The sequence below is a fragment of the Microbacterium sp. EB106-03-03-XG65 genome, from assembly GCF_058791955.1.
Map to the genome: position 1 here is coordinate 2,293,666 of NZ_JBYTEB010000001.1, position 19,163 is coordinate 2,312,828.

19 protein-coding genes are annotated in these 19,163 nt (G+C 69.0%); all 19 read right to left on the reverse strand.

Going from position 1 to position 19,163, the window contains the following annotated elements; genetic code table 11:
- Positions 1-19: 19 nt before the first annotated feature.
- A complete protein-coding gene (locus tag AC3WS6_RS10830) occupies positions 20-610 on the reverse strand; it encodes a Trp biosynthesis-associated membrane protein (RefSeq protein ID WP_492501021.1) in 591 nt (196 codons plus the stop codon).
- Positions 607-966, reverse strand: a complete 360-nt coding sequence (gene hisI / locus AC3WS6_RS10835; protein ID WP_492501022.1) for a phosphoribosyl-AMP cyclohydrolase — start codon at positions 964-966, stop codon at positions 607-609. The genes AC3WS6_RS10830 and hisI overlap by 4 nt, the downstream gene beginning before the upstream one ends.
- Positions 963-1,724: an imidazole glycerol phosphate synthase subunit HisF gene (gene hisF, locus AC3WS6_RS10840; protein ID WP_492501023.1), complete on the reverse strand. Its 762-nt coding sequence runs from the start codon at positions 1,722-1,724 to the stop codon at positions 963-965. Before hisF ends, hisI begins: the two co-directional genes overlap by 4 nt.
- Positions 1,724-2,566: an ATP phosphoribosyltransferase gene (hisG, locus tag AC3WS6_RS10845; protein WP_492501024.1), complete on the reverse strand. Its 843-nt coding sequence runs from the start codon at positions 2,564-2,566 to the stop codon at positions 1,724-1,726. Before hisG ends, hisF begins: the two co-directional genes overlap by 1 nt.
- Positions 2,567-2,604: 38 nt before the next feature.
- A complete protein-coding gene (locus AC3WS6_RS10850; RefSeq protein WP_201469762.1) occupies positions 2,605-2,868 on the reverse strand; it encodes a phosphoribosyl-ATP diphosphatase in 264 nt (87 codons plus the stop codon).
- Positions 2,865-3,545: a ribulose-phosphate 3-epimerase gene (gene rpe / locus AC3WS6_RS10855; RefSeq protein ID WP_492501025.1), complete on the reverse strand. Its 681-nt coding sequence runs from the start codon at positions 3,543-3,545 to the stop codon at positions 2,865-2,867. Before rpe ends, AC3WS6_RS10850 begins: the two co-directional genes overlap by 4 nt.
- A 4-nt stretch (positions 3,546-3,549) precedes the next feature.
- On the reverse strand, positions 3,550-4,929 hold the full coding sequence (locus AC3WS6_RS10860) for an RsmB/NOP family class I SAM-dependent RNA methyltransferase (RefSeq protein ID WP_492501026.1): 1,380 nt from the start codon (positions 4,927-4,929) through the stop codon (positions 3,550-3,552).
- Positions 4,930-5,048: 119 nt separating this feature from the next.
- Positions 5,049-5,975, reverse strand: coding sequence for a methionyl-tRNA formyltransferase (fmt, locus tag AC3WS6_RS10865; RefSeq protein ID WP_492501027.1), 927 nt, complete (start codon positions 5,973-5,975; stop codon positions 5,049-5,051).
- A 77-nt stretch (positions 5,976-6,052) separates the two neighbouring features.
- On the reverse strand, positions 6,053-8,008 hold the full coding sequence (locus AC3WS6_RS10870) for a primosomal protein N' family DNA-binding protein (protein ID WP_492501028.1): 1,956 nt from the start codon (positions 8,006-8,008) through the stop codon (positions 6,053-6,055).
- Between the two features lie 28 nt (positions 8,009-8,036).
- Positions 8,037-9,230: a methionine adenosyltransferase gene (gene metK, locus AC3WS6_RS10875; RefSeq protein ID WP_492501029.1), complete on the reverse strand. Its 1,194-nt coding sequence runs from the start codon at positions 9,228-9,230 to the stop codon at positions 8,037-8,039.
- An 89-nt stretch (positions 9,231-9,319) separates the two neighbouring features.
- On the reverse strand, positions 9,320-9,577 hold the full coding sequence (rpoZ, locus tag AC3WS6_RS10880; protein WP_042536631.1) for a DNA-directed RNA polymerase subunit omega: 258 nt from the start codon (positions 9,575-9,577) through the stop codon (positions 9,320-9,322).
- Between the two features lie 65 nt (positions 9,578-9,642).
- A complete protein-coding gene (gmk, locus tag AC3WS6_RS10885; RefSeq protein WP_492501030.1) occupies positions 9,643-10,551 on the reverse strand; it encodes a guanylate kinase in 909 nt (302 codons plus the stop codon).
- Positions 10,544-11,389, reverse strand: a complete 846-nt coding sequence (pyrF, locus tag AC3WS6_RS10890) for an orotidine-5'-phosphate decarboxylase (protein ID WP_492501031.1) — start codon at positions 11,387-11,389, stop codon at positions 10,544-10,546. The genes gmk and pyrF overlap by 8 nt, the downstream gene beginning before the upstream one ends.
- Positions 11,386-14,673 (reverse strand): carbamoyl-phosphate synthase large subunit, encoded by a 3,288-nt coding sequence (gene carB, locus AC3WS6_RS10895; protein WP_492501032.1) that lies wholly within the window; start codon positions 14,671-14,673, stop codon positions 11,386-11,388. Before carB ends, pyrF begins: the two co-directional genes overlap by 4 nt.
- On the reverse strand, positions 14,673-15,818 hold the full coding sequence (carA, locus tag AC3WS6_RS10900; RefSeq protein ID WP_492501033.1) for a glutamine-hydrolyzing carbamoyl-phosphate synthase small subunit: 1,146 nt from the start codon (positions 15,816-15,818) through the stop codon (positions 14,673-14,675). The genes carB and carA overlap by 1 nt, the downstream gene beginning before the upstream one ends.
- Complete coding sequence (locus tag AC3WS6_RS10905) at positions 15,815-16,351, reverse strand: PH-like domain-containing protein (RefSeq protein WP_492501034.1); 537 nt, start codon at positions 16,349-16,351, stop codon at positions 15,815-15,817. The genes carA and AC3WS6_RS10905 overlap by 4 nt, the downstream gene beginning before the upstream one ends.
- Entirely contained in the window at positions 16,348-17,652 is a 1,305-nt protein-coding gene (locus tag AC3WS6_RS10910; RefSeq protein WP_492501036.1) for a dihydroorotase, read from the reverse strand. The genes AC3WS6_RS10905 and AC3WS6_RS10910 overlap by 4 nt, the downstream gene beginning before the upstream one ends.
- Entirely contained in the window at positions 17,649-18,614 is a 966-nt protein-coding gene (locus AC3WS6_RS10915; protein WP_492501037.1) for an aspartate carbamoyltransferase catalytic subunit, read from the reverse strand. The genes AC3WS6_RS10910 and AC3WS6_RS10915 overlap by 4 nt, the downstream gene beginning before the upstream one ends.
- Positions 18,611-19,141 (reverse strand): bifunctional pyr operon transcriptional regulator/uracil phosphoribosyltransferase PyrR, encoded by a 531-nt coding sequence (pyrR, locus tag AC3WS6_RS10920; protein ID WP_492501038.1) that lies wholly within the window; start codon positions 19,139-19,141, stop codon positions 18,611-18,613. The genes AC3WS6_RS10915 and pyrR overlap by 4 nt, the downstream gene beginning before the upstream one ends.
- Between the last annotated feature and the right edge of the window lie 22 nt (positions 19,142-19,163).

Here is a 19,163-nt window from a genome sequence, read left to right on the forward strand (position 1 = left end):
CGGTCTCAGTCTATCGGGGTCACCGTGTCGGATCGGTTCCACGGGAGAGGTCGTCCCAGGAATCGATCGCATCCACGGGCCCCGTGGCGTGCGTGTCGTGCGTGGCGTCCGTGCGATACCGCCGCCCTCCCGACTTCCATCGACGCCAGGTGCCGAGCACCGTCGTCGATGCCAGGAGCAGGACGGCCCAGCCGATCAGCGTGATGGTCGGCCATGCCGACAGTGAGATGCCTGAGACGACGTCGGCGATCGCGCTGCTGCCGGCGAGCCCGGTCGTCTCGGTGACGGTGGCGGTCACGGCGCCCAGAGGTTCTTCGAGGTACAGGGAGAGCGTGGTGGCCCCGAGGAAGATCGCAGCCGCCACGCCGAGCGCGCCGAGGACGACGCGGACGATGGGGCTCGCGATCGACAGCGCGAGTCCGAGTGCGAGCACCGCCAGGCTCAAGGGCGCGAGGAGCGGGAGCGCGGAGGCCCCCGGCACGAGGATCGCCTCGCCGGCATCCGCCCTCTCGACCGTGAGCCAGGTCTGCGTCGAGGAGATGATGCCGGTGGCTCCGGCGAGCAGGAACCCGCATACGGCGATCGAGCGCCCTCTCTGCGCGAGACTCATGCGGGAGTGCTCCCTGCGACCGCCTCGAGGTCGGTGGAGTCGAAGCAGGTGCGGGTGCCGGTGTGACAGGCGGGCCCGGTCTGATCCACGCGCAGCAGGATCGCATCGCCGTCGCAATCCAGACGCGCCTCGTGCACGACCTGGATGTGACCGGAGGTGTCGCCCTTGCGCCAGTACTCCTGACGCGAACGAGACCAGTACACCGCGCGACCGGTCGTGAGAGTTCGGCGCAGCGCCTCGTCGTTCACCCACGCGAGCATGAGCACCTCGTTCGTGTCCCACTGCTGCACGATCACCGGCGCCAGGCCGTCGGCGTTGAACGCCACCTGCGCGATGCGCTGCTCGACGTCGCTCATCGGACGATCACTCCTTCCGCACGCAACGCGTGCTTGACGTCGCCGACCGTGAGCGCGCCCGTGTGGAAGACGCTCGCTGCGAGTACCGCGTCTGCTCCGGCCTTGATCGCCGGCGCGAAGTCCGAGGCCTTGCCAGCGCCGCCGGACGCGATCACGGGTACCGAGGCGACCTCGCGCATGAGGCGCACGAGCTCGAGATCGAAGCCGTCTCGAGTGCCGTCCGCGTCGATCGAATTGACCAGCAGTTCGCCGGCTCCGCGCTCGGCGGCCTCGCGGGCCCACTCGAGCGCATCCAGAGTGGTCTGGGTTCTTCCGCCGTGCGTGGTGACGACGAAGCCGGAGACCGTGGTGTCCGCCCGCTTGACGTCGAGCGACAGCACGAGCACCTGAGCGCCGAAGCGGTCGGCGATCTCGCCGATGAGCTCGGGCCGCGCGATCGCGGCGGAGTTGACGCCGACTTTGTCGGCACCGACCGAGAGCAGGCGCGCCACATCGTCGACCGTGCGGACTCCCCCGCCGACCGTGAGGGGAACGAAGACCTGCTCGGCCGTGCGCTGCACGACGTCATAGGTCGTGGCGCGCGCGTCGACCGTGGCCGTGACGTCGAGGAAGGTGATCTCATCGGCGCCCTGTGCCGCGTAGTGACGGGCGAGCTCGACGGGGTCGCCCATGTCGCGCAGGTTCTCGAAGTTCACGCCCTTCACGACACGACCGTCAGCCACGTCGAGACAGGGGATGACGCGACTCGCGAGAGTCATCAGAGCCTCGCGTTGTGGATCGCCGTGACGAGGATCGCGCGCGCGCCGAGAGCGTACAGCGAGTCCATGACGGGGTTGACGCGCGCACGTGCGACCATCACCCGCACGGCCACCCATTCGGGATCGCGCAGCGGAGACACGGTCGGCGACTCGATGCCGCCCGCGATCTTGACGGCGTCGTCGAGCAGTGCCAACGGCAGGTCGTAGTCGATCATGACGAAGCGCCGCGCCACCATGACGCCGCGCAGCCGTCGCAGCAGAGTCTCGGAGCCGTCGGCGTCTTCGGGCCCGGCGATCAGCACGGCTTCGGACTCGAGGATGACCGGCCCGAACACGTCGAGGCCCGCCTGACGGAGCGTCGTGCCCGTCTCTACGACATCGGCGACAGCGTCGGCCACGCCCAACCGGACCGCCGACTCGACAGCGCCGTCGAGCGGCACCAGATCGACGGCGATCCCCCGCTCGTCGAGGAATCGGTCGACGAGACCGGGGTACGACGTCGCGACACGCAGGCCGTCGAGTTCCGAGACGTCGCTGTAGCGCCCCGAGGGGGCCGCGAACCGGAAGGTCGAGCCTGCGAAACCGAGAGCCTCGATCTCCCGCGCACCGGGCATGCGGGCATCGAGGAGCAGATCGCGACCGGTGATCCCGACGTCGATCGCCCCGGAACCGACGTAGGTCGCAATGTCCTTCGGACGGAGATAGAAGAACTCGACGTTGTTGTCGGTATCGACGACGTGGAGGGTCTTGGGGTCACGGCGACCGGCGTAGCCGGCCTCCGCGAGCATGTCGGCGGCCGTCTCGGAGAGAGAGCCCTTGTTGGGAACAGCAATGCGCAGCATGGGATGCCTTCAGATCGAAGCGAGTGGGGCGGAGCGCTTCACAGATGTCGGTAGACGTCCTGCAGGCTGAGACCCTTCGCGATCATCATCACCTGCACGTGGTAGAGCAGCTGCGAGATCTCTTCGGCCGCCGCCTCGTCGGACTCGTACTCGGACGCCATCCAGACCTCGGCGGCCTCCTCGACGATCTTCTTGCCGATCGTGTGCACGCCGCCGTCGAGTTCTGCGACCGTGCCCGATCCCTCTGGTCGGGTCTCGGCCTTGCCGCTGAGCTCGGCGAACAGCTCGTCGAAAGTCTTCACGATTCCAGGCTAGCGGCTCTGGCGCGGTCCCTGAGCCGGGTGACGGCCGCCTCGACGTCGTCGGCCCCGTAGACGGCCGATCCTGCGACGAAGGTGTCGGCTCCGGCGGCGGCGGCGGCCTCGATGGTCGAGTCCGAGATCCCGCCGTCGACCTGCAGCCACACGTTCGAGCCCCGACGCTTCGCCTCGTCAGCGAGAGCCCGCAGCTTCGGCATGGTCTCGGGCATGAATCCCTGACCGCCGAATCCGGGCTCGACGGTCATCACGAGGATCTGGTCGAACTCCTCCAGCACGCTGTAGAGGCCATCGGCGGGGGTGTCGGGCTTGATCGCGACACCGGCCCGCGCACCGATGCTCCGGAGCGTGCGGGCGAGCGAGATCGGGTCGGCGGCGGCTTCGAGATGGAACGTGACGCTCGCAGCTCCCAGCTCGGCGTACGCGGGGGCCCACCGCTCGGGATCCGTGATCATCAGGTGCACGTCGAGCGGGATCGGGCTCGTCGCCTGGATCCGCTCCACCATCTGCGGACCGAACGTGAGGTTCGGCACGAAGTGGTTGTCCATGACGTCGACGTGCGCGAAGTCGGCGGAGGCGATCTTCGCGAGGTCGCGTTGCATGTTCACGAAGTCGGCGGCCAGGATGCTGGGGTTGATGCGCGGTGCGCCAGGCAGTTCCACGTCTCTAGTCTCCCTCTCCGGCGCTCACGCCGGGGTCGTCGTCGCGCCGGAGGAGCGCGAGGAACATGGCGTCGGTCCCGTGGCGATGGGGCCAGAGCTGGGCCCGGCCCGATCCGTCGCTTCCGAGATCGATCGGAGAGTCGGAGAGGCCGGAGAGCACCGCTCTGGCATCCAGCTCTGTGACGTCGGTGCGGCCACGCAGCACCTCCGACACGACGCCGACGGTCTCGGCGAGATGCGGGGAGCAGGTCGCGTAGGCGACGATGCCACCGGGTGCGAGCGCATCGAGCGCGGAGGACAGGAGTTCGACCTGGAGGGGCACGAGTTGCGAGACATCGGCGGGCGTCTTGCGCCACCGCGCCTCCGGGCGCCTCCTCAGCGCCCCGAGACCCGTGCACGGGGCATCGACGAGGATGCGATCGAATTCACCGGTGCGGGTCGCCCCGAACGTGCGGCCGTCGAGCTCATGCACGGTCACCTCGCCGGGCACGGCTCGTACGGCGTTGCGCACGAGCCGTGCGCGGGTGGGGATCACCTCGTTCGCTTCGAGGATGACGTCGTTCTCATGGGCGATCGCGGCGAGCAGAGCCGTCTTGCCTCCGGGACCGGCACAGAGGTCGAGCCAGCGCTCTCCCGCCGTGATGGGTGCAGCATCGGCCAAGGCGAGAGCCACCAGCTGCGAGCCCTCGTCCTGTACCCGCACGGTGCCGCCCGACTCAGCGATGACGCGATGGGGGTCACCGCCGGGCGATCCGTACGCAGTCGGGGCGTAGGCGCGGCGCGGCTCGCCCGGCTCCGCGAGGCCGGGGAGCGCGACGAGCGTCACCTCGGGCGAGACGTTGTCTGCATCGAGAAGCTCATCGAGCTCGTCTGCCCGATCTTCGGCGGCCAGAGCGCGCCGCAGAGCGCGGATCACCCAGACAGGATGCGCGGAGCGCAGCGCGAGCCGTTCGTCATCGGAACGCGCCGCACTCTCGATGCGCTGCTCCCACTCCCCCGGCGTCTCGCGGGAGATCCGTCGCAGCACCGCGTTCGCGAAGCTGGATGCTCCTCGACCCAGTGCCGCGGCGACGAGATTCACGGACTCGTTGACGGCCGCGTGCGAGGCGACGCGGGTGGAGAGCAGCTGATGGGTCGCGAGCCGCAGCGCGTCGAGCACTGCGGCATCGATCTCTTCGGCGGGTCGGGCGGCAGCTGCGGCGATGATCGCGTCGTAGGTGCCACGACGGCGAAGCGTGCCGTAGGTGAGCTCGGTCGCGAGGGCAGCATCCTGCGGGGTGAGTCGGGCCTCGGCGATCGCGGGAGGGAGCACGAGGTTCGCGTAGGCGTCGGATTCCGAGACCGCGCGCAGCACGTCGTAGGCCACGCGGCGCGCCGGCTGCACCGATCGCTCCGAACCCCGCGCCCGTTCTGCGTGTGAGCGCTGTGCGCGGGGCGCCTGCGCACGGCCGCGGGATGCTCCGTCGCCGTTCTGGGACTGTGGGCTGTTGCCCTGGCGGCCGCTCACGCGCCGGCTCGCAACGTCAAGGTGTCGCGCTGCCCGCGCCACCAGTCGACGGCGCTCATCGCTCCCTTGCCGGCAGGCTGCACGCGAGTGACCGACAGCGGACCCGACGCGGTGCCGATCAGCAGCGCGGACTTCGTCGGCATGATCTCTCCCGGCTCCAGGGCGAGATGTTCGTCGAGGTCGGCGGGCGCCGCCTCGAGGATCTTCAGGCGCACACCGTCGACGGTCGTGTGGGCGCCGGGCTCCGGGGTCACGCCGCGGAAGCGTGCGAACACGCTCGCGAGCGGATCGGTCCAGTGCAGCATCCCGTCGTCGAGCGTCAGCTTCGGAGCGAGCGTCGCCTCTCCGCGCTGTGGAACGGCTCGAGCCGTGCCTGCGGAAATGGCGGCGACGACCTCGGCGGTGAGTTCTGCGCCGTCGACGGCGAGGGCGTCGAGCGCGGCATCGGCCGTCACATCGGCGGGAACGGCGACGGCACGCGAAGCGAAGACGTCGCCCGCATCGAGAGCGGGCACGAGCTGGAAGACGCTCGCGCCGAGCTGCGCGTCGCCGTTGATCAACGCGCGCTGCACGGGGGCTGCACCGCGCCAGTGCGGCAGCAGCGAGAAGTGGAGGTTGATCCATCCCTTCGCCGGTGCGGAGAGAAGGGGTTCACGCACGAGTCCTCCGTACGCGACGATCACACCGAGTTCGGCGTCGAGGGCCGTGATCGCTGCAGTCGCCTCGTCGTCGAGCCGGGCGGCCTTGATGAGGGGAAGCCCGAGATCGACGGCGGCCTGAGCCACGGGCGAGGGCGTGAGAACCCGCTTGCGCCCGAGCGGCGCGTCGGGTCGCGTGACGACCGCGGCGATGTCGTGCTCCGCCGCAAGGCGACGGAGAGTGGGAACGGCGGCCGACGGGGTGCCGGCGAAGACGAGACGCATGAAGGTGCTCCGGTGGGATGCGGGGAACTGAACGATCGGGATGATGATGACGACTGCCAGGGGCGGGCGAAGCGTGATCAGAGCTCCGGGTCGAGGATATCGAGCCGAACCGAAAGTGCGCTCCGAGTCGCCCCCTTGCCCCGGCGGTTGCTCACGGCCTCCGCCACGACCGAGGCACGCAGGCTCGCCGCGACCTTGGCACCCGCGCCGTACTCGAACCGCACGAGAGCGCGGACACGGGGCGGATAGTCGTCCGAGTCGACCGGCACCGGGCCGAGCACCGCGTCGGAGGGAAGCGCGAGCTCCTGCAGCGAGGCAAGAGCTCGCGCGACGGCCGCGGCTGTCCCCTCGACCAGAGCGACACGAGCGGCCGGCGGCATGTGCAGGGGCGCGCGCTCGGCGAGCTCCGCACGCGCATACCCGGCGTGGTTCCAGGTCGCGAGCGCCCGCGCGATCCCGCCGTCGACTCCGACGAGGTGGATGGGGGCAGACGGTGCGGCGAGGGCTGCCGCATTCGACCACCAGCGCAGGCAGGACTCGCCGATGCGCAGATCCGGGGCCTGGAGCATGCGCGGCCCGTCGAGCAGGATCACGGCGCGATAGCCGCCGTCGGCCACGGGCTCGGCGCCGCGAGTGGCCACAACGAGGGCGGGTCTGTCGGCCACGCTCTCGACCGGGTGTGCGCTGTCTGCGACGATGACGCGGACTCCCGGGAACGCCTTGCCCAGTTCATCGGCCGTGCGCTCGCTGCCCGACGAGGCGAGCCGCAGGGCCGTCGACGAGCAGTGCGGGCAGGCCCACGCTCGGGCGCCCCGTCCGCACCAGCCGCAGACCGGCACGGCTCCGCGGTGCTTCGCACCGAGCGGTCCTGCGCAGTGCGCGCACCGGGCCGGCGCGCGACACTCGGCGCACACCAGCGACGGCGCGAATCCCGGGCGCGACACCTGCACCAGCACCGGTCCCTCCGCAGCGGCGTTGCGGGCAGACAGGAATGCCGACGACGGCATCCGCTGGGCCGTGGGCGCATCCATCTCCTGAGGCGTGCTCAGGATGACCCTCGGCAGCACACGGCGCTCTGCCCGCACGTCCTTCAGCCATCCGTGCGCGACCAGTCTCTCGACGTCGGTGGTGCGCGTGTGCCCGACGAACAGCAGCGCCGAGTCCTCCTGCTCCTGCCGGAGCAGCGCCGCGTCGCGGGCGTTGATGTACGGTGCCAGCGGTTCGCCGAGCAGCGGGTCGCCGTCGTCCCAGACGGCCACGAGCCCTGCGCGCACCGGGGCGTACACCGCCGAGCGGTTGCCGACGACGATGCACGGCGAATCCTCCAGCGAACGCAGGAATGCGCGATAGCGATCGGGGTTCGTCTGACGAGAATCCCAGCGGGCGATCGCCTCGGCGGGCACGAACGAGGCGAGCGCGACGAGAAGGTGATCGAGATCGCGATGGTCGGGGACGATCAGGATGCTGGAGCGCCCGTGTGCGAGCATCCGACCCGCGGCGGCCGAGAGGAGAGCTGCCCAGCCGGAGTCCCCGAGGTGAGCCACAGGGATGGCCTCGACGGCTGCTCGCCCGCATTCTTCGAGGACCGTCTCGAGGCCGTCGTACATGCCGATCAGGTGCGCGGCGGCGTCGCGAGCGGAGTCTGCGAGCACCGGCGCGGGAGAATCGGCCGTCCACGCCTTCTCGACGCGCACCTGGCGCTTGGGGATCACGAGCCGGAGCACATCGGATGCAGAGCCGGCGGCACGGTCGGCGGCGCGCCGCGCCAGGCGATAGGTGTGCTCAGGAAGCACCGGCACGAGCGACACCACGCTCTCGACCTCGGAGAGCGGCCGATCCGCATCGTCCTCGGTGTCGAGTTCGACGACATAGGCGTCGACGACCCGCCCTGCCGTGCGCAAGGGCACCCGCACGCGCACACCCACCGGCACCTCGCCGAGCTCGGCCGGGAGCGCGTAGTCGAACAAGCGATCGAGCTGCGGCAGAGGCGAATCGAGAAGCACACGCGCGATGCGCCGGCTCTGCGTCGTCATGAGCGGAGGGCTGCCATCAGGCCGCGCCTCAGAGACCGGCAGCGCGGCGCAGCTCTTCTGCGCGGTCGATGCGCTCCCAGGTGAAGTCCGGCAGCTCGCGGCCGAAATGACCGTAGGCCGCCGTCTGCGCATAGATCGGACGCAACAGGTCGAGCTGCTCGATGATCGCCTGCGGGCGCAGGTCGAACACGCTCTCGATCGCGCGTGTGATGACCTCGTCAGACACCTTGCCGGTGCCGAAGGTCTCGACATAGAGCCCGACGGGTCGAGCGACTCCGATCGCGTACGCGACCTGGACCTCGAGTCGATCGGCGAGGCCGGCAGCCACCGCGTTCTTGGCCACCCAGCGCGTGGCGTAGGCGCCTGAGCGGTCGACCTTCGACGGATCCTTGCCGCTGAAGGCGCCGCCGCCGTGCCGAGCGGCGCCGCCGTAGGTGTCGATGATGATCTTGCGGCCGGTGAGCCCGGCGTCGCCCTTCGGACCGCCGGTCACGAAGGGGCCTGCAGGGTTGATGTAGTACGTGACGTCGTCGAGGTCGAGCCCCGTGCCGGCGAGGATCGGATCGATCACGTGCTCGCGCACCTGAGATGTGATCTCGTCCTGCGAGATGTCGGGGTGGTGCTGGGTCGACAGCACGACAGCATCCACCGTCTTCGGCGTGAAGCCGTCGTACCCGAGGGTGACCTGTGTCTTGCCGTCGGGGCGGAGGAACGGGAGCGCACCCGATCGGCGCACCTCGGCGAGACGTTCGGCGATGCGATGCGCGGTCCACGCCGCCATCGGCATGAGCTGCGGGGTCTCGTTGGTCGCGAACCCGAACATGATGCCCTGGTCTCCGGCGCCGAGTCCGTCGAGCGGGTCGACCGAGCTGCCGTCGCGGTGCTCCTGAGCGTTGTCGACTCCGTGTGCGATGTCGGTCGACTGCTCACCCACAGAGATGCTGACTCCGCAGGAGTCGCCGTCGAACCCGGTGTCGCTGGAGGTGTACCCGATGCGGTTCACGACCTGACGGACGATCGTGGGGATATCGACGTACGCCTCCGTGCGGATCTCGCCCGCGACATGCACGAGACCGGTGGTGACGAGCGTCTCGACCGCGACGCGGGAGCCCGGGTCTTTCGCGAGGAGACCGTCGAGGATGCTGTCCGAGATCTGGTCGCAGATCTTGTCGGGGTGCCCCTCCGTGACGGACTCGGACGTGAACAGACGCAACGCGCTCATCGGGGCTCCAGAACGGGGTCGGACAGAAGGGGGATGCTCACATGATGGACCGCACCGCCGACATCAGTCGACGGTGCGGTCATCGGACGTCACTCGGCGTGACGGAGACGGAGCTTGTCCTCGTTGATCTCGTGCAGAGCGATCGTGAGGGGCTTGTCCTCGACAGACGAGTCGACGAGCGGGCCGACGTTGTCGAACAGGTTGCCCTCATGGAGATCGGAGTAGTAGTCGTTGATCTGGCGAGCCCGCTTGGCGGCGTAGATCACGAGCTCGTACTTCGAGTCCACGCGGTCGAGCAGGTTGTCGATGGGGGGATCGATGATTCCGTTGGTGTGGTGTCCGGCCATGGTGGGACCTCCTGATCAGGCGACGGGATCGTCGCGAAGACGGTGCAGCGGGCGCGCGAAGACGGTCAGCGCGCAGAGCTCGAAGACAATTCTACGACCTCGGCGGCCGCAGAGGCGACGTCCTCGTTCACGATGAGGTGATCGAACTCGTTCTGCGCCGCCAATTCGACCTTCGCGGTCCGAAGTCGGCGGGCTCTCTCCTCGGCGTCTTCCGTGCCGCGCCCCACGAGTCGCTGCACGAGCTCGTCCCACGAAGGAGGCAGCAGGAAGATGAGCGTCGCCTTCGGCTCGGCCTTGCGGACCTGGCGTGCACCCTGCAGATCGATCTCGAGGAGGACGGTCTTGCCTGCAGCCAGCGCTTCATCGATCGGGGCGCGCGGCGTGCCGTACCGCGAGCGATTGTGCACGACCGCGTACTCGAGGAGCTCGTTCTCGGCGATCAGGCGATCGAACTCCGCGTCATCCACGAAGAAGTAGTGCACGCCGTCGATCTCTCCGGGGCGTGGCGGACGCGTGGTCGCCGAGACCGAGAGGTGGATCTCCGGGTTGTGCTCCCTGATGTGCGCCGCGACGGTGCCCTTGCCGACGGCTGTCGGACCCGCGAGCACGAGCAGGCGGCTCCGTGCACCGCGCGGAGCTGTGCTCGGGAAACGGGTGTCGAGCCAGTGCGCCAGCGCGACGCGCTGACGCACACCGAGACCACCCAGTCGCTTCACCGGGGAGATGCCCAGTTCGGCGAGTATCCGGTCGCGCTTCCCCGCACCGATCGCCGGGAGCGCGAGGAGGAAGTCGGTGATCCGCATCGATCCCTCGACGGAATCGGCGTCGGCGATCGCTCGCTCGAGCACGGCCTGGGGCGTCACGACGCGGGTGGTGAGGTCACGTTTGAGCGACGCTCGAGCACGGCGACGTTCGACCGCGCGACGCGCTGCGGCGGCTCGATCGACGTCGGGAACCGGACGGGACTCAGCCACGGTCGGCCCCCCTGTACTCTGCGACGCGAGCGTCGATGGCGGCCGCGAGACCGGAGGGCCCCGCCGCGAGGATGCTGCGGCTCTCGCTGGCGATGACGGCCGGGCTCATCGACCCGAAGCGATGACGCAGGTGGGCGGGGGCAGCTCCCTGGCTTCCGAAGCCCGGAGCCAGGATCGGCGAGAACGGCGTGAACGCCGCGAGCCCGGCATCCGGCCACTCGACGGTCGCGCCGATCACGAATCCGACACTGCCCCACTCCCCCGGCGCGGTGTGCGCGGAGTTGCGGGCGGAGACGACCGAGACGACATCGGCCGACACCGTGCGACCCGTCGCCGAGAGAGAGCGCTGCACCGTGGTCGCTTCCGGATTACTGGTCGCCGCCAGAACGAAGAGACCCTTGCCGTGCGCATGGGCGACATCGAAGGCGCCGTCGAGAGCGCCGACACCCAGAAAGGGGTTCACGGTGAGTGCGTCCGCTTCGAGCGGCGACCCCGGAGTCAACCAGGCTGCGGCGTACGCCTCCATGGTGGAGCCGATGTCGCCCCGCTTGGCGTCTGCGATCACGAGGAGACCGGCTGCGCGAGCCGCTGCCAGGACCTCCTCCAGAGCCGCATATCCCGCCGAGCCGAATCGCTCGAAGAACGACACCTGGGGTTTGACGACCCCGACCCGACCGGCCGCCGCGTCGACGGTGCGGAGTCCGAACTCCCGCAGCCCCGACGCGTCGTCCGGCAGACCCCACGCGCCGAGCAGCGAGGCATGCGGATCGATGCCCACGCAGAGAGGGCCGCGCGCCGCGAGCGCCGCGCGTACCCTCTCGCCGAAGCCCTCGCTCACACCTTGGCCTTCCGGTCGAGCGCATACTCCTGCAGGCTCTTCACCTGGAAGCCCTCGTGTGCCGCGTCCATACCGCTCACGGCGGCGCCGAGCACCGCCATCGTGGTGAACAGCGCCTTGTCGGCCGCGACCGCCGCCGCCCGGATCTCGTATCCGTCGGCGCGCGCTGCGCCGCCCGACGGGGTGTTCACGACGATGTCGATCGAGCCGTCGTTGATGAGGTCGACGATGTTGGTCGCCCCCGACTCCTGCGTCTCGCTGTACTTCTCGACCACGGTCACCGCGATGCCGTTGCGCGAGAGGATCTCGGCGGTGCCCTCGGTGGCGACGATCGTGAAGCCCAGCTGCCGCAGCCGGTGCGCCGGCAGGATGACCGCGCGCTTGTCGGAGTCGGCCACCGAGATGAACACGGTTCCCGAGGTCGGCATGCCGCCGTATGCGGCCGCCTGGCTCTTGGCGAACGCCGTCGGGAAGTCACGGTCGATACCCATGACCTCACCGGTCGAGCGCATCTCCGGCCCGAGGATCGAGTCGACGGTCTTGCCGTCGGCCGTGCGGAAGCGCTTGAACGGAAGCACGGCCTCCTTGACCGACACCGGAGCGTCGAGCGGCACACGCGAACCGTCCTGCTCGGGCAGCATGCCCTCGGCGCGGAGCTCGGCGATGGTCGATCCGACCATGACGCGGCTCGCGGCCTTGGCCATCGGGATGCCGAGCGCCTTCGAGACGAACGGCACCGTGCGGCTCGCGCGCGGGTTGGCCTCGATCACGTAGAGCACGCCGGCGCTGATCGCGAACTGCACGTTCAGCAGGCCGCGGACGCCCACGCCCTTCGCGATCGCGAGCGTCGCCTCACGGACCCGGTCGATGTCGGTGCGGCCGAGCGAGACGGGCGGGAGTGTGCAGCTCGAGTCGCCGGAGTGGATCCCGGCTTCCTCGAGGTGCTCCATCACGCCGCCGATGAACAGCTCGGTGCCGTCGTACAGGGCGTCGACGTCGAGCTCGATCGCGTCGTCGAGGAAGCGGTCGACCAGAAGGGGCTTGCCCTCTTCGATGATGACCTCACCGGCCGTGCGGACGAAGTAGTCGCGCAGCGACTCAGAGCTGTAGACGATCTCCATGCCGCGTCCGCCGAGCACGAAGCTCGGGCGCACCAGCACCGGGTAGCCGATCTCCTCGGCGACCGCGACGGCGCCCTCGGCGTCGATGGCGGTGCCATGACGGGGGGCGACGAGACCCGCGGTGTCGAGCAGCTGCGAGAAGAGCTCGCGCTCCTCGGCGATGTCGATCGCCGCAGGGCTGGTGCCGAGCACCTGGTATCCGGCCGCCTCGATGCCCTTCGCGAGCCCGAGCGGGGTCTGGCCGCCGAGCTGGCAGACGACGCCGAGGATGGTGCCGCTCGCGGCTTCCGCGTCGAGCACCTCGAGCACGTCCTCCAGCGTCAGCGGCTCGAAGTAGAGCCGGTCGGACGTGTCGTAGTCGGTGGACACCGTCTCGGGGTTGCAGTTGACCATGATGGTCTCGAAGCCGGCATCCGAGAGGGCGAACGACGCGTGCACGCACGAGTAGTCGAACTCGACGCCCTGGCCGATGCGGTTCGGGCCCGATCCGATGATCACGACCTTGGTGCGATCGGACGGCGTGACCTCGGTCTCGAAGTCGTAGCTCGAGTAGTGGTACGGCGTGAGCGCCGGGAACTCGCCGGCGCAGGTGTCGACGGTCTTGAACACCGGGCGGATGCCGAGCCCGTGACGCACGCCGCGGATCTCCGCCTCCTTCTCCCCGCGGAGCTCCGCGATCTGCGCATCGGAGAACCCGTGCTCCTTGGCGTAGCGGAGCGTCGACGCGTCGAGCTCGGGCGCCGTGCGCACGATCTCGGCGACCTCGTTGATCAGGACGATCTGGTCGATGAACCAGGGATCGATCGCCGTTGCGTCGAACGCCTGCTCGACCGTGGCGCCCTTGCGCAGCGCCTGCTGGAGGGTGACGATCCGTCCGTCGGTCGGGATCTTCGAGACCTCGAGCAGCTCGTCGACGGAACGGGTCTCCTCGCCCCAGTGGAAGCTGGAGCCGCGCTTCTCGAGCGAGCGCAGCGCCTTCTGCAGCGCGGTCGCGTAGTTGCGACCGATCGCCATCGCCTCGCCGACCGACTTCATGGTGGTCGTCAGCGTCGCGTCTGCTGCCGGGAACTTCTCGAAGGCGAAACGAGGCACCTTGACGACGACGTAGTCGAGCGTCGGCTCGAAGCTCGCGGGCGTCACGCCCGTGATGTCGTTGGGGATCTCGTCGAGCCGGTAGCCGAGTGCGAGCTTGGCGGCGAGCTTGGCGATCGGGAACCCGGTGGCCTTCGAAGCCAGGGCGCTCGACCGCGAGACACGCGGGTTCATCTCGATCACGATGATGCGGCCGTTGCTCGGGTCGACCGCGAACTGGATGTTGCAGCCACCCGTGTCGACGCCGACCGCGCGGATGATGTCGATGCCGATGTCGCGGAGCTTCTGGTACTCGCGGTCCGTGAGCGTCAGAGCGGGTGCCACGGTGATCGAGTCGCCCGTGTGCACGCCGACGGGGTCGACGTTCTCGATCGAGCAGACGACCACCGTGTTGTCGGCGGTGTCGCGCATGAGCTCGAGCTCATACTCCTTCCAGCCGAGGATGGACTCCTCGAGGAGCACCTCGGTGGTCGGCGAATCACGCAGACCGGCGCCGCCGATGCGGCGCAGGTCCTCTTCGTCGTACGCGAAGCCGGATCCGAGACCGCCCATGGTGAACGACGGGCGCACGACGAGCGGGTAGCCCAGCTCAGCCGCTCCCTCGAGCAGGTCGTCCATGGTGTGCGCGATGATGCTGCGCGCCACGTCTGCGCCGGCATCCAGCACGAGCTGCTTGAAGATCTGGCGGTCCTCGCCCTTGTTGATCGCCTCGAAGCTCGCCCCGATCAGCTCGACGTCGTACTTCTCGAGGATGCCGTGGTTGTGCAGCTCGATCGCGGCGTTCAACGCGGTCTGACCACCGAGGGTCGGCAGGATCGCATCCGGGCGCTCCTTGGCGATGATCGTCTCGATGACCTGCCAGGTGATCGGCTCGATGTAGGTGGCGTCGGCGAAGTCGGGATCGGTCATGATCGTCGCCGGGTTCGAGTTGACGAGGATGACCCGCACGCCCTCTTCGCGGAGCACGCGGCACGCCTGGGTGCCGGAGTAGTCGAACTCGCAGGCCTGACCGATGACGATCGGGCCGGAGCCGATGACGAGAACGGAGTTGATGTCGTCGCGCTTGGGCATTACTTGGCGTCCTTCTTGCTCGCGATGACCATGTCGCGGAAACGGTCGAAGAGGTAGTTGGCGTCGTGCGGGCCTGCGGCCGCCTCCGGGTGGTACTGCACCGAGAACGCCGGGATGTCGAGCGCTCGGAGTCCCTCCACCACGTTGTCGTTCAGTCCGACGTGACTGACCTCGACCTTGCCGTAGCCGTGGGGGCTGTCGAAGGAGCCCTCGAGAGGAGCGTCCACCGCGAACCCGTGGTTGTGGGCGGTGATCTCGACGCGTCCGGTCGACTTGTCGAGCACCGGCTGGTTGATGCCGCGGTGACCGAACGGCAGCTTGTAGGTGCCGAGGCCGAGTGCACGGCCGAGCAGCTGGTTGCCGAAGCAGATGCCGAAGAACGGAAGACCGTCATCGAGAACCGCGCGCAGCAGCTCGACGTGGTCGCCGGAGGCGGCGGGGTCACCCGGACCGTTGGAGTAGAAGACCGCGACGGGATCGATCGAGCGGATGTCGTCGATCGTGACGTTCTGCGGCAGTACGTGCACCTCGAAACCGCGGGCGGCGAGGTTGTCGATCGTCGCCTGCTTGACGCCGAGGTCGAGGACGGCGAGGTTGCCGACCCTCTCGCCCATGGCCGTCGTCACGGTGGCCACGTCGACGGACACCTGCGCCGAGAGGTTCTGACCGGCCATCTGCGGCGCTTCGCGCACGAGGCGCAGCTGCTCGTCGGCATCCAGACGTGCGGCCTCACCCGAGAAGATGCCGCCGCGCATGGAGCCGGCCGACCTGATGTGGCGCGTGATCGAGCGCGTGTCGATGCCGCTGATGCCGACGATGCCGTCCTGAACCAGCACCTCGTCGAGCGACGCGTTCGCGCGCCAGTTCGACACGACGCGTGAGGGGTCGCGCACGATGTAGCCGGCCACCCAGATGCGGCGGGACTCGGTGTCCTCGTCGTTCATGCCGGTGTTGCCGATGTGAGGTGCCGTCTGGAGCACGATCTGGCCCGCGTACGACGGGTCGGTCAATGTCTCCTGGTAGCCGGACATGCCGGTGGCGAAGACCACCTCGCCGATCGTGGTGCCGAGGGCACCATAGGCGCGGCCGGTGTGGCGGGTCCCGTCTTCGAGGACGAGGACGGCAGGTTCGGGGAGGGCTGTCATGACGTTGCTCCTGTGTCGGGGGCGGCGGTGTCGTCCGAGGCGCCGGAGGCGGGGACGAGTCGCTGCAGTTCTGAGATGAAGTTCTGAGGGTCGCCGTCGGTGAGACGGAGGTACGAGTCGACGATCGTGTCATCGTCAGGGCTCCAGGCCACGCGGACCAGCCCGCCGGGCTCGACGACGCGGTCGATCGTGACGGTCGCGCGGTCGACGCTCTCGAGGCGGGCCGAGGCCAGGAACACCGTCGGTGCTCCGTCGAGGCAGAGCGCGAGTCCCCGATCGGTGACTGCGACCTCGCCTCGGGCTCGGTACGCGAGCGGCGACAGCGTCAGGCGCTCGAGCGGCTGATCGTGCTTGGTCGTCGACACGTAGAGCACCTCGTGGCGGTCGAGCACCTGAGCGTGCTCGGGAACGCCGAGGGGTGCCGTGAGCCCGGAATCGCGTCGGAGTCGTCGTCGCCAGGCGAAGAGCATCGAGAGCAGCACGAGGACCGCCAGGGCGATCATCAACGCGATCGCGACATCCCTGGGGATCATGCGCCGAGCTCCTCGACCACGTGTCCGGCGTCGACCGTGAGCAGGCCTCCGTGCACCGTGTACTCGACACGGCCGGGAAGATCGCGGCCGAGGTACGGGGAGTTCCGGCTGCGGCCGTGCAGGTCGGCCTCAGTGAACACGCCCGCGACCGACTCGTCGTAGAGCGCCAGATGGGCCGGTGCGCCGACCTCGAGCGGCGTTCCGTGTCCGTCCAGTCGTCCGATCCGTGCCGGTGCGGCGCTCATCACGCGTGCGACGTCGTTCCAGCCGATCAGGCCCGTGGCGACCATCGACTGGTGCACCACGCGCAGAGCACTCTCGAGACCCACCATGCCGTTGGCCGCGGCCTGCCACTCGCATGCCTTGTGCTCGCTGGGGTGCGGCGCGTGATCAGTCGCGACGATGTCGATAGTGCCGTCGGCGAGGCCCTCGCGCACGGCGAGGACGTCTTCTTCGCGACGAAGCGGCGGGTTGACCTTGTACCGCGCGTCATAGCCGCGCACGAGCTCGTCGGTGAGGAGCAGGTGATGCGGCGTCACCTCGGCGGTCACGTCGATGCCGCGCTTCTTGGCCCAGCGGATGATGTCGACCGATCCGGCTGTCGACAGGTGGCAGACGTGCAGCCGAGAGCCCACATGCTCGGCGAGAAGCACATCGCGGGCGATGATCGACTCCTCGGCGACCGCGGGCCACCCTGCGAGGCCGAGCTCGGCGGAGACGGTGCCCTCGTTCATCTGGGCGCCTTCGGTGAGGCGGGGGTCCTGCGCGTGCTGCGCGATGACGCCGCCGAACGACTTCACGTACTCGAGGGCGCGACGCATGATCAGCGGGTCGAACACGCAGAAGCCGTCGTCGCTGAAGACGCGAACCCGGGCGCGTGAGGTCGCCATGGCTCCGAGCTCGGCGAGACGCTCACCCTTCTGGCCGACCGTCACCGCCCCGATCGGCTGGACCGTGGCATAACCCGCCACATCGCCGAGTGCGAGCTCCTGTTCGACCACTCCGGCTGTGTCGGCGACCGGCGAGGTGTTCGGCATCGCGAAGACGGCGGTGAAGCCGCCGGCCGCGGCCGCGCGGGTCCCCGTGAGGATCGTCTCGGAGGCCTCGTAGCCGGGCTCGCGCAGATGCGTGTGCAGGTCGACGAGGCCCGGCAGCGCGACGAGGCCGTCCGCGTCGATGACCCGGGCGCCCGTGCGGCTGAGTCCCGAGCCGATCTCGGCGATCACGCCGTTCTCGACGATGATGTCGGCACTCTGCGTGCCGAGGATCCGTGCGCCTGTGATGACGAGGGTCTCGCTCACTGGTCTCCCCCTCGTTCGTCGTCTCGTTCTCCCGCAAGAAGCAGGTACAGCACTGCCATCCGGATGGACACTCCGTTCGTCACCTGTTCCAGCACGGTGGAGCGCGCGGAATCGGCGGCTTCGGAGGAGATCTCCAGACCCCGGTTCATGGGTCCGGGGTGCATCACAATGCTACCGTCCGAAAGACCTGCGACTCGCAGTGCGTCAAGACCCCATCGTCTGGAATACTCCCGCTCAGTCGGGAAATACGCGGCATTCATCCTCTCGAGCTGGATGCGCAGCATCATCACGGCGTCCGGCCCCTCGGCGAGGGCCTGATCGAGGTCGTACACGATGCGCACGGGCCAGAGCGTCACGTTCTGCGGCACGAGCGTCGGGGGCGCGACGAGTGTGACCTCGGCCCCGAGCGTCGTCAACAGCCACACGTTCGAGCGCGCGACGCGAGAGTGAAGCACGTCGCCGACGATGACGACCTTGATGCCGGCGAGGTCGCGCCCGCGGCTGTCGACCCCGAATCGCCGCTTGCGGATCGTGAAGGCGTCGAGCAGCGCCTGCGTGGGATGCTCGTGCGTCCCGTCTCCGGCGTTTACGACGCCCGCAGAGATCCAGCCGCTCGTCGCCAGGGTCTGCGGGGCGCCGGAGGCATGGTGCCGGATGACCACGGCATCCGCCCCCATGGCCTGCAGAGTCTGAGCGGTGTCCTTCAGGCTCTCGCCCTTCGAGACGCTCGAGCCCTTGGCGGCGAAGTTGATGACATCGGCGGACAGACGCTTCGCGGCCGCCTCGAAGGAGATGCGCGTGCGGGTCGAGTCCTCGAAGAAGAGGTTCACGACGGTCTTGCCGCGCAGCGTCGGAAGCTTCTTGACCTCGCGCGACTGCGTGTCGGACATGTCCTCGGCGACGTCGAGGATGCGCAGCGCCGTCTCGCGATCGAGCGATCGGGTGTCGAGGAGATGTCTCATGCTTCGATCGTCACCTCTTCAGCGCCGTCGTCCTCATGCAGACGCACGTTCACGCGCTCCTGGCGTGACGACGGGATGTTCTTGCCGACGAAATCCGGACGGATCGGAAGCTCGCGGTGCCCGCGGTCGATGAGGATCGCGAGACGCACGACCGCGGGACGACCGATCGACTGCAGCGCGTCGAGGGCGGCACGGATGCTGCGTCCCGAGAAGAGCACATCGTCGACGAGCACGATCGTCTTGTCGTCGATGCCGCCGGCGGGGATCTCGGTGGGGCGCGGAGAACGGGTCGGATGCTTCGCGAGATCGTCACGGAACATCGTGACGTCGAGCGCCCCCACCGCGACGGTGGTCGACGCGATCTCTCCGATGACGGATGCGAGCCGTCGGGCGAGTGTCACGCCGCGGGTCGGGATGCCCAGCAGGACGAGGTTCTCAGCCCCTCGATTCGACTCGAGGATCTCATGTGCGATGCGGGTCAGAGCCCGCGAGATATCGGCTTCGTGCAAGACAGTGCGTGCACTCATGAGCCGCTCCCTTCTCCGCCTC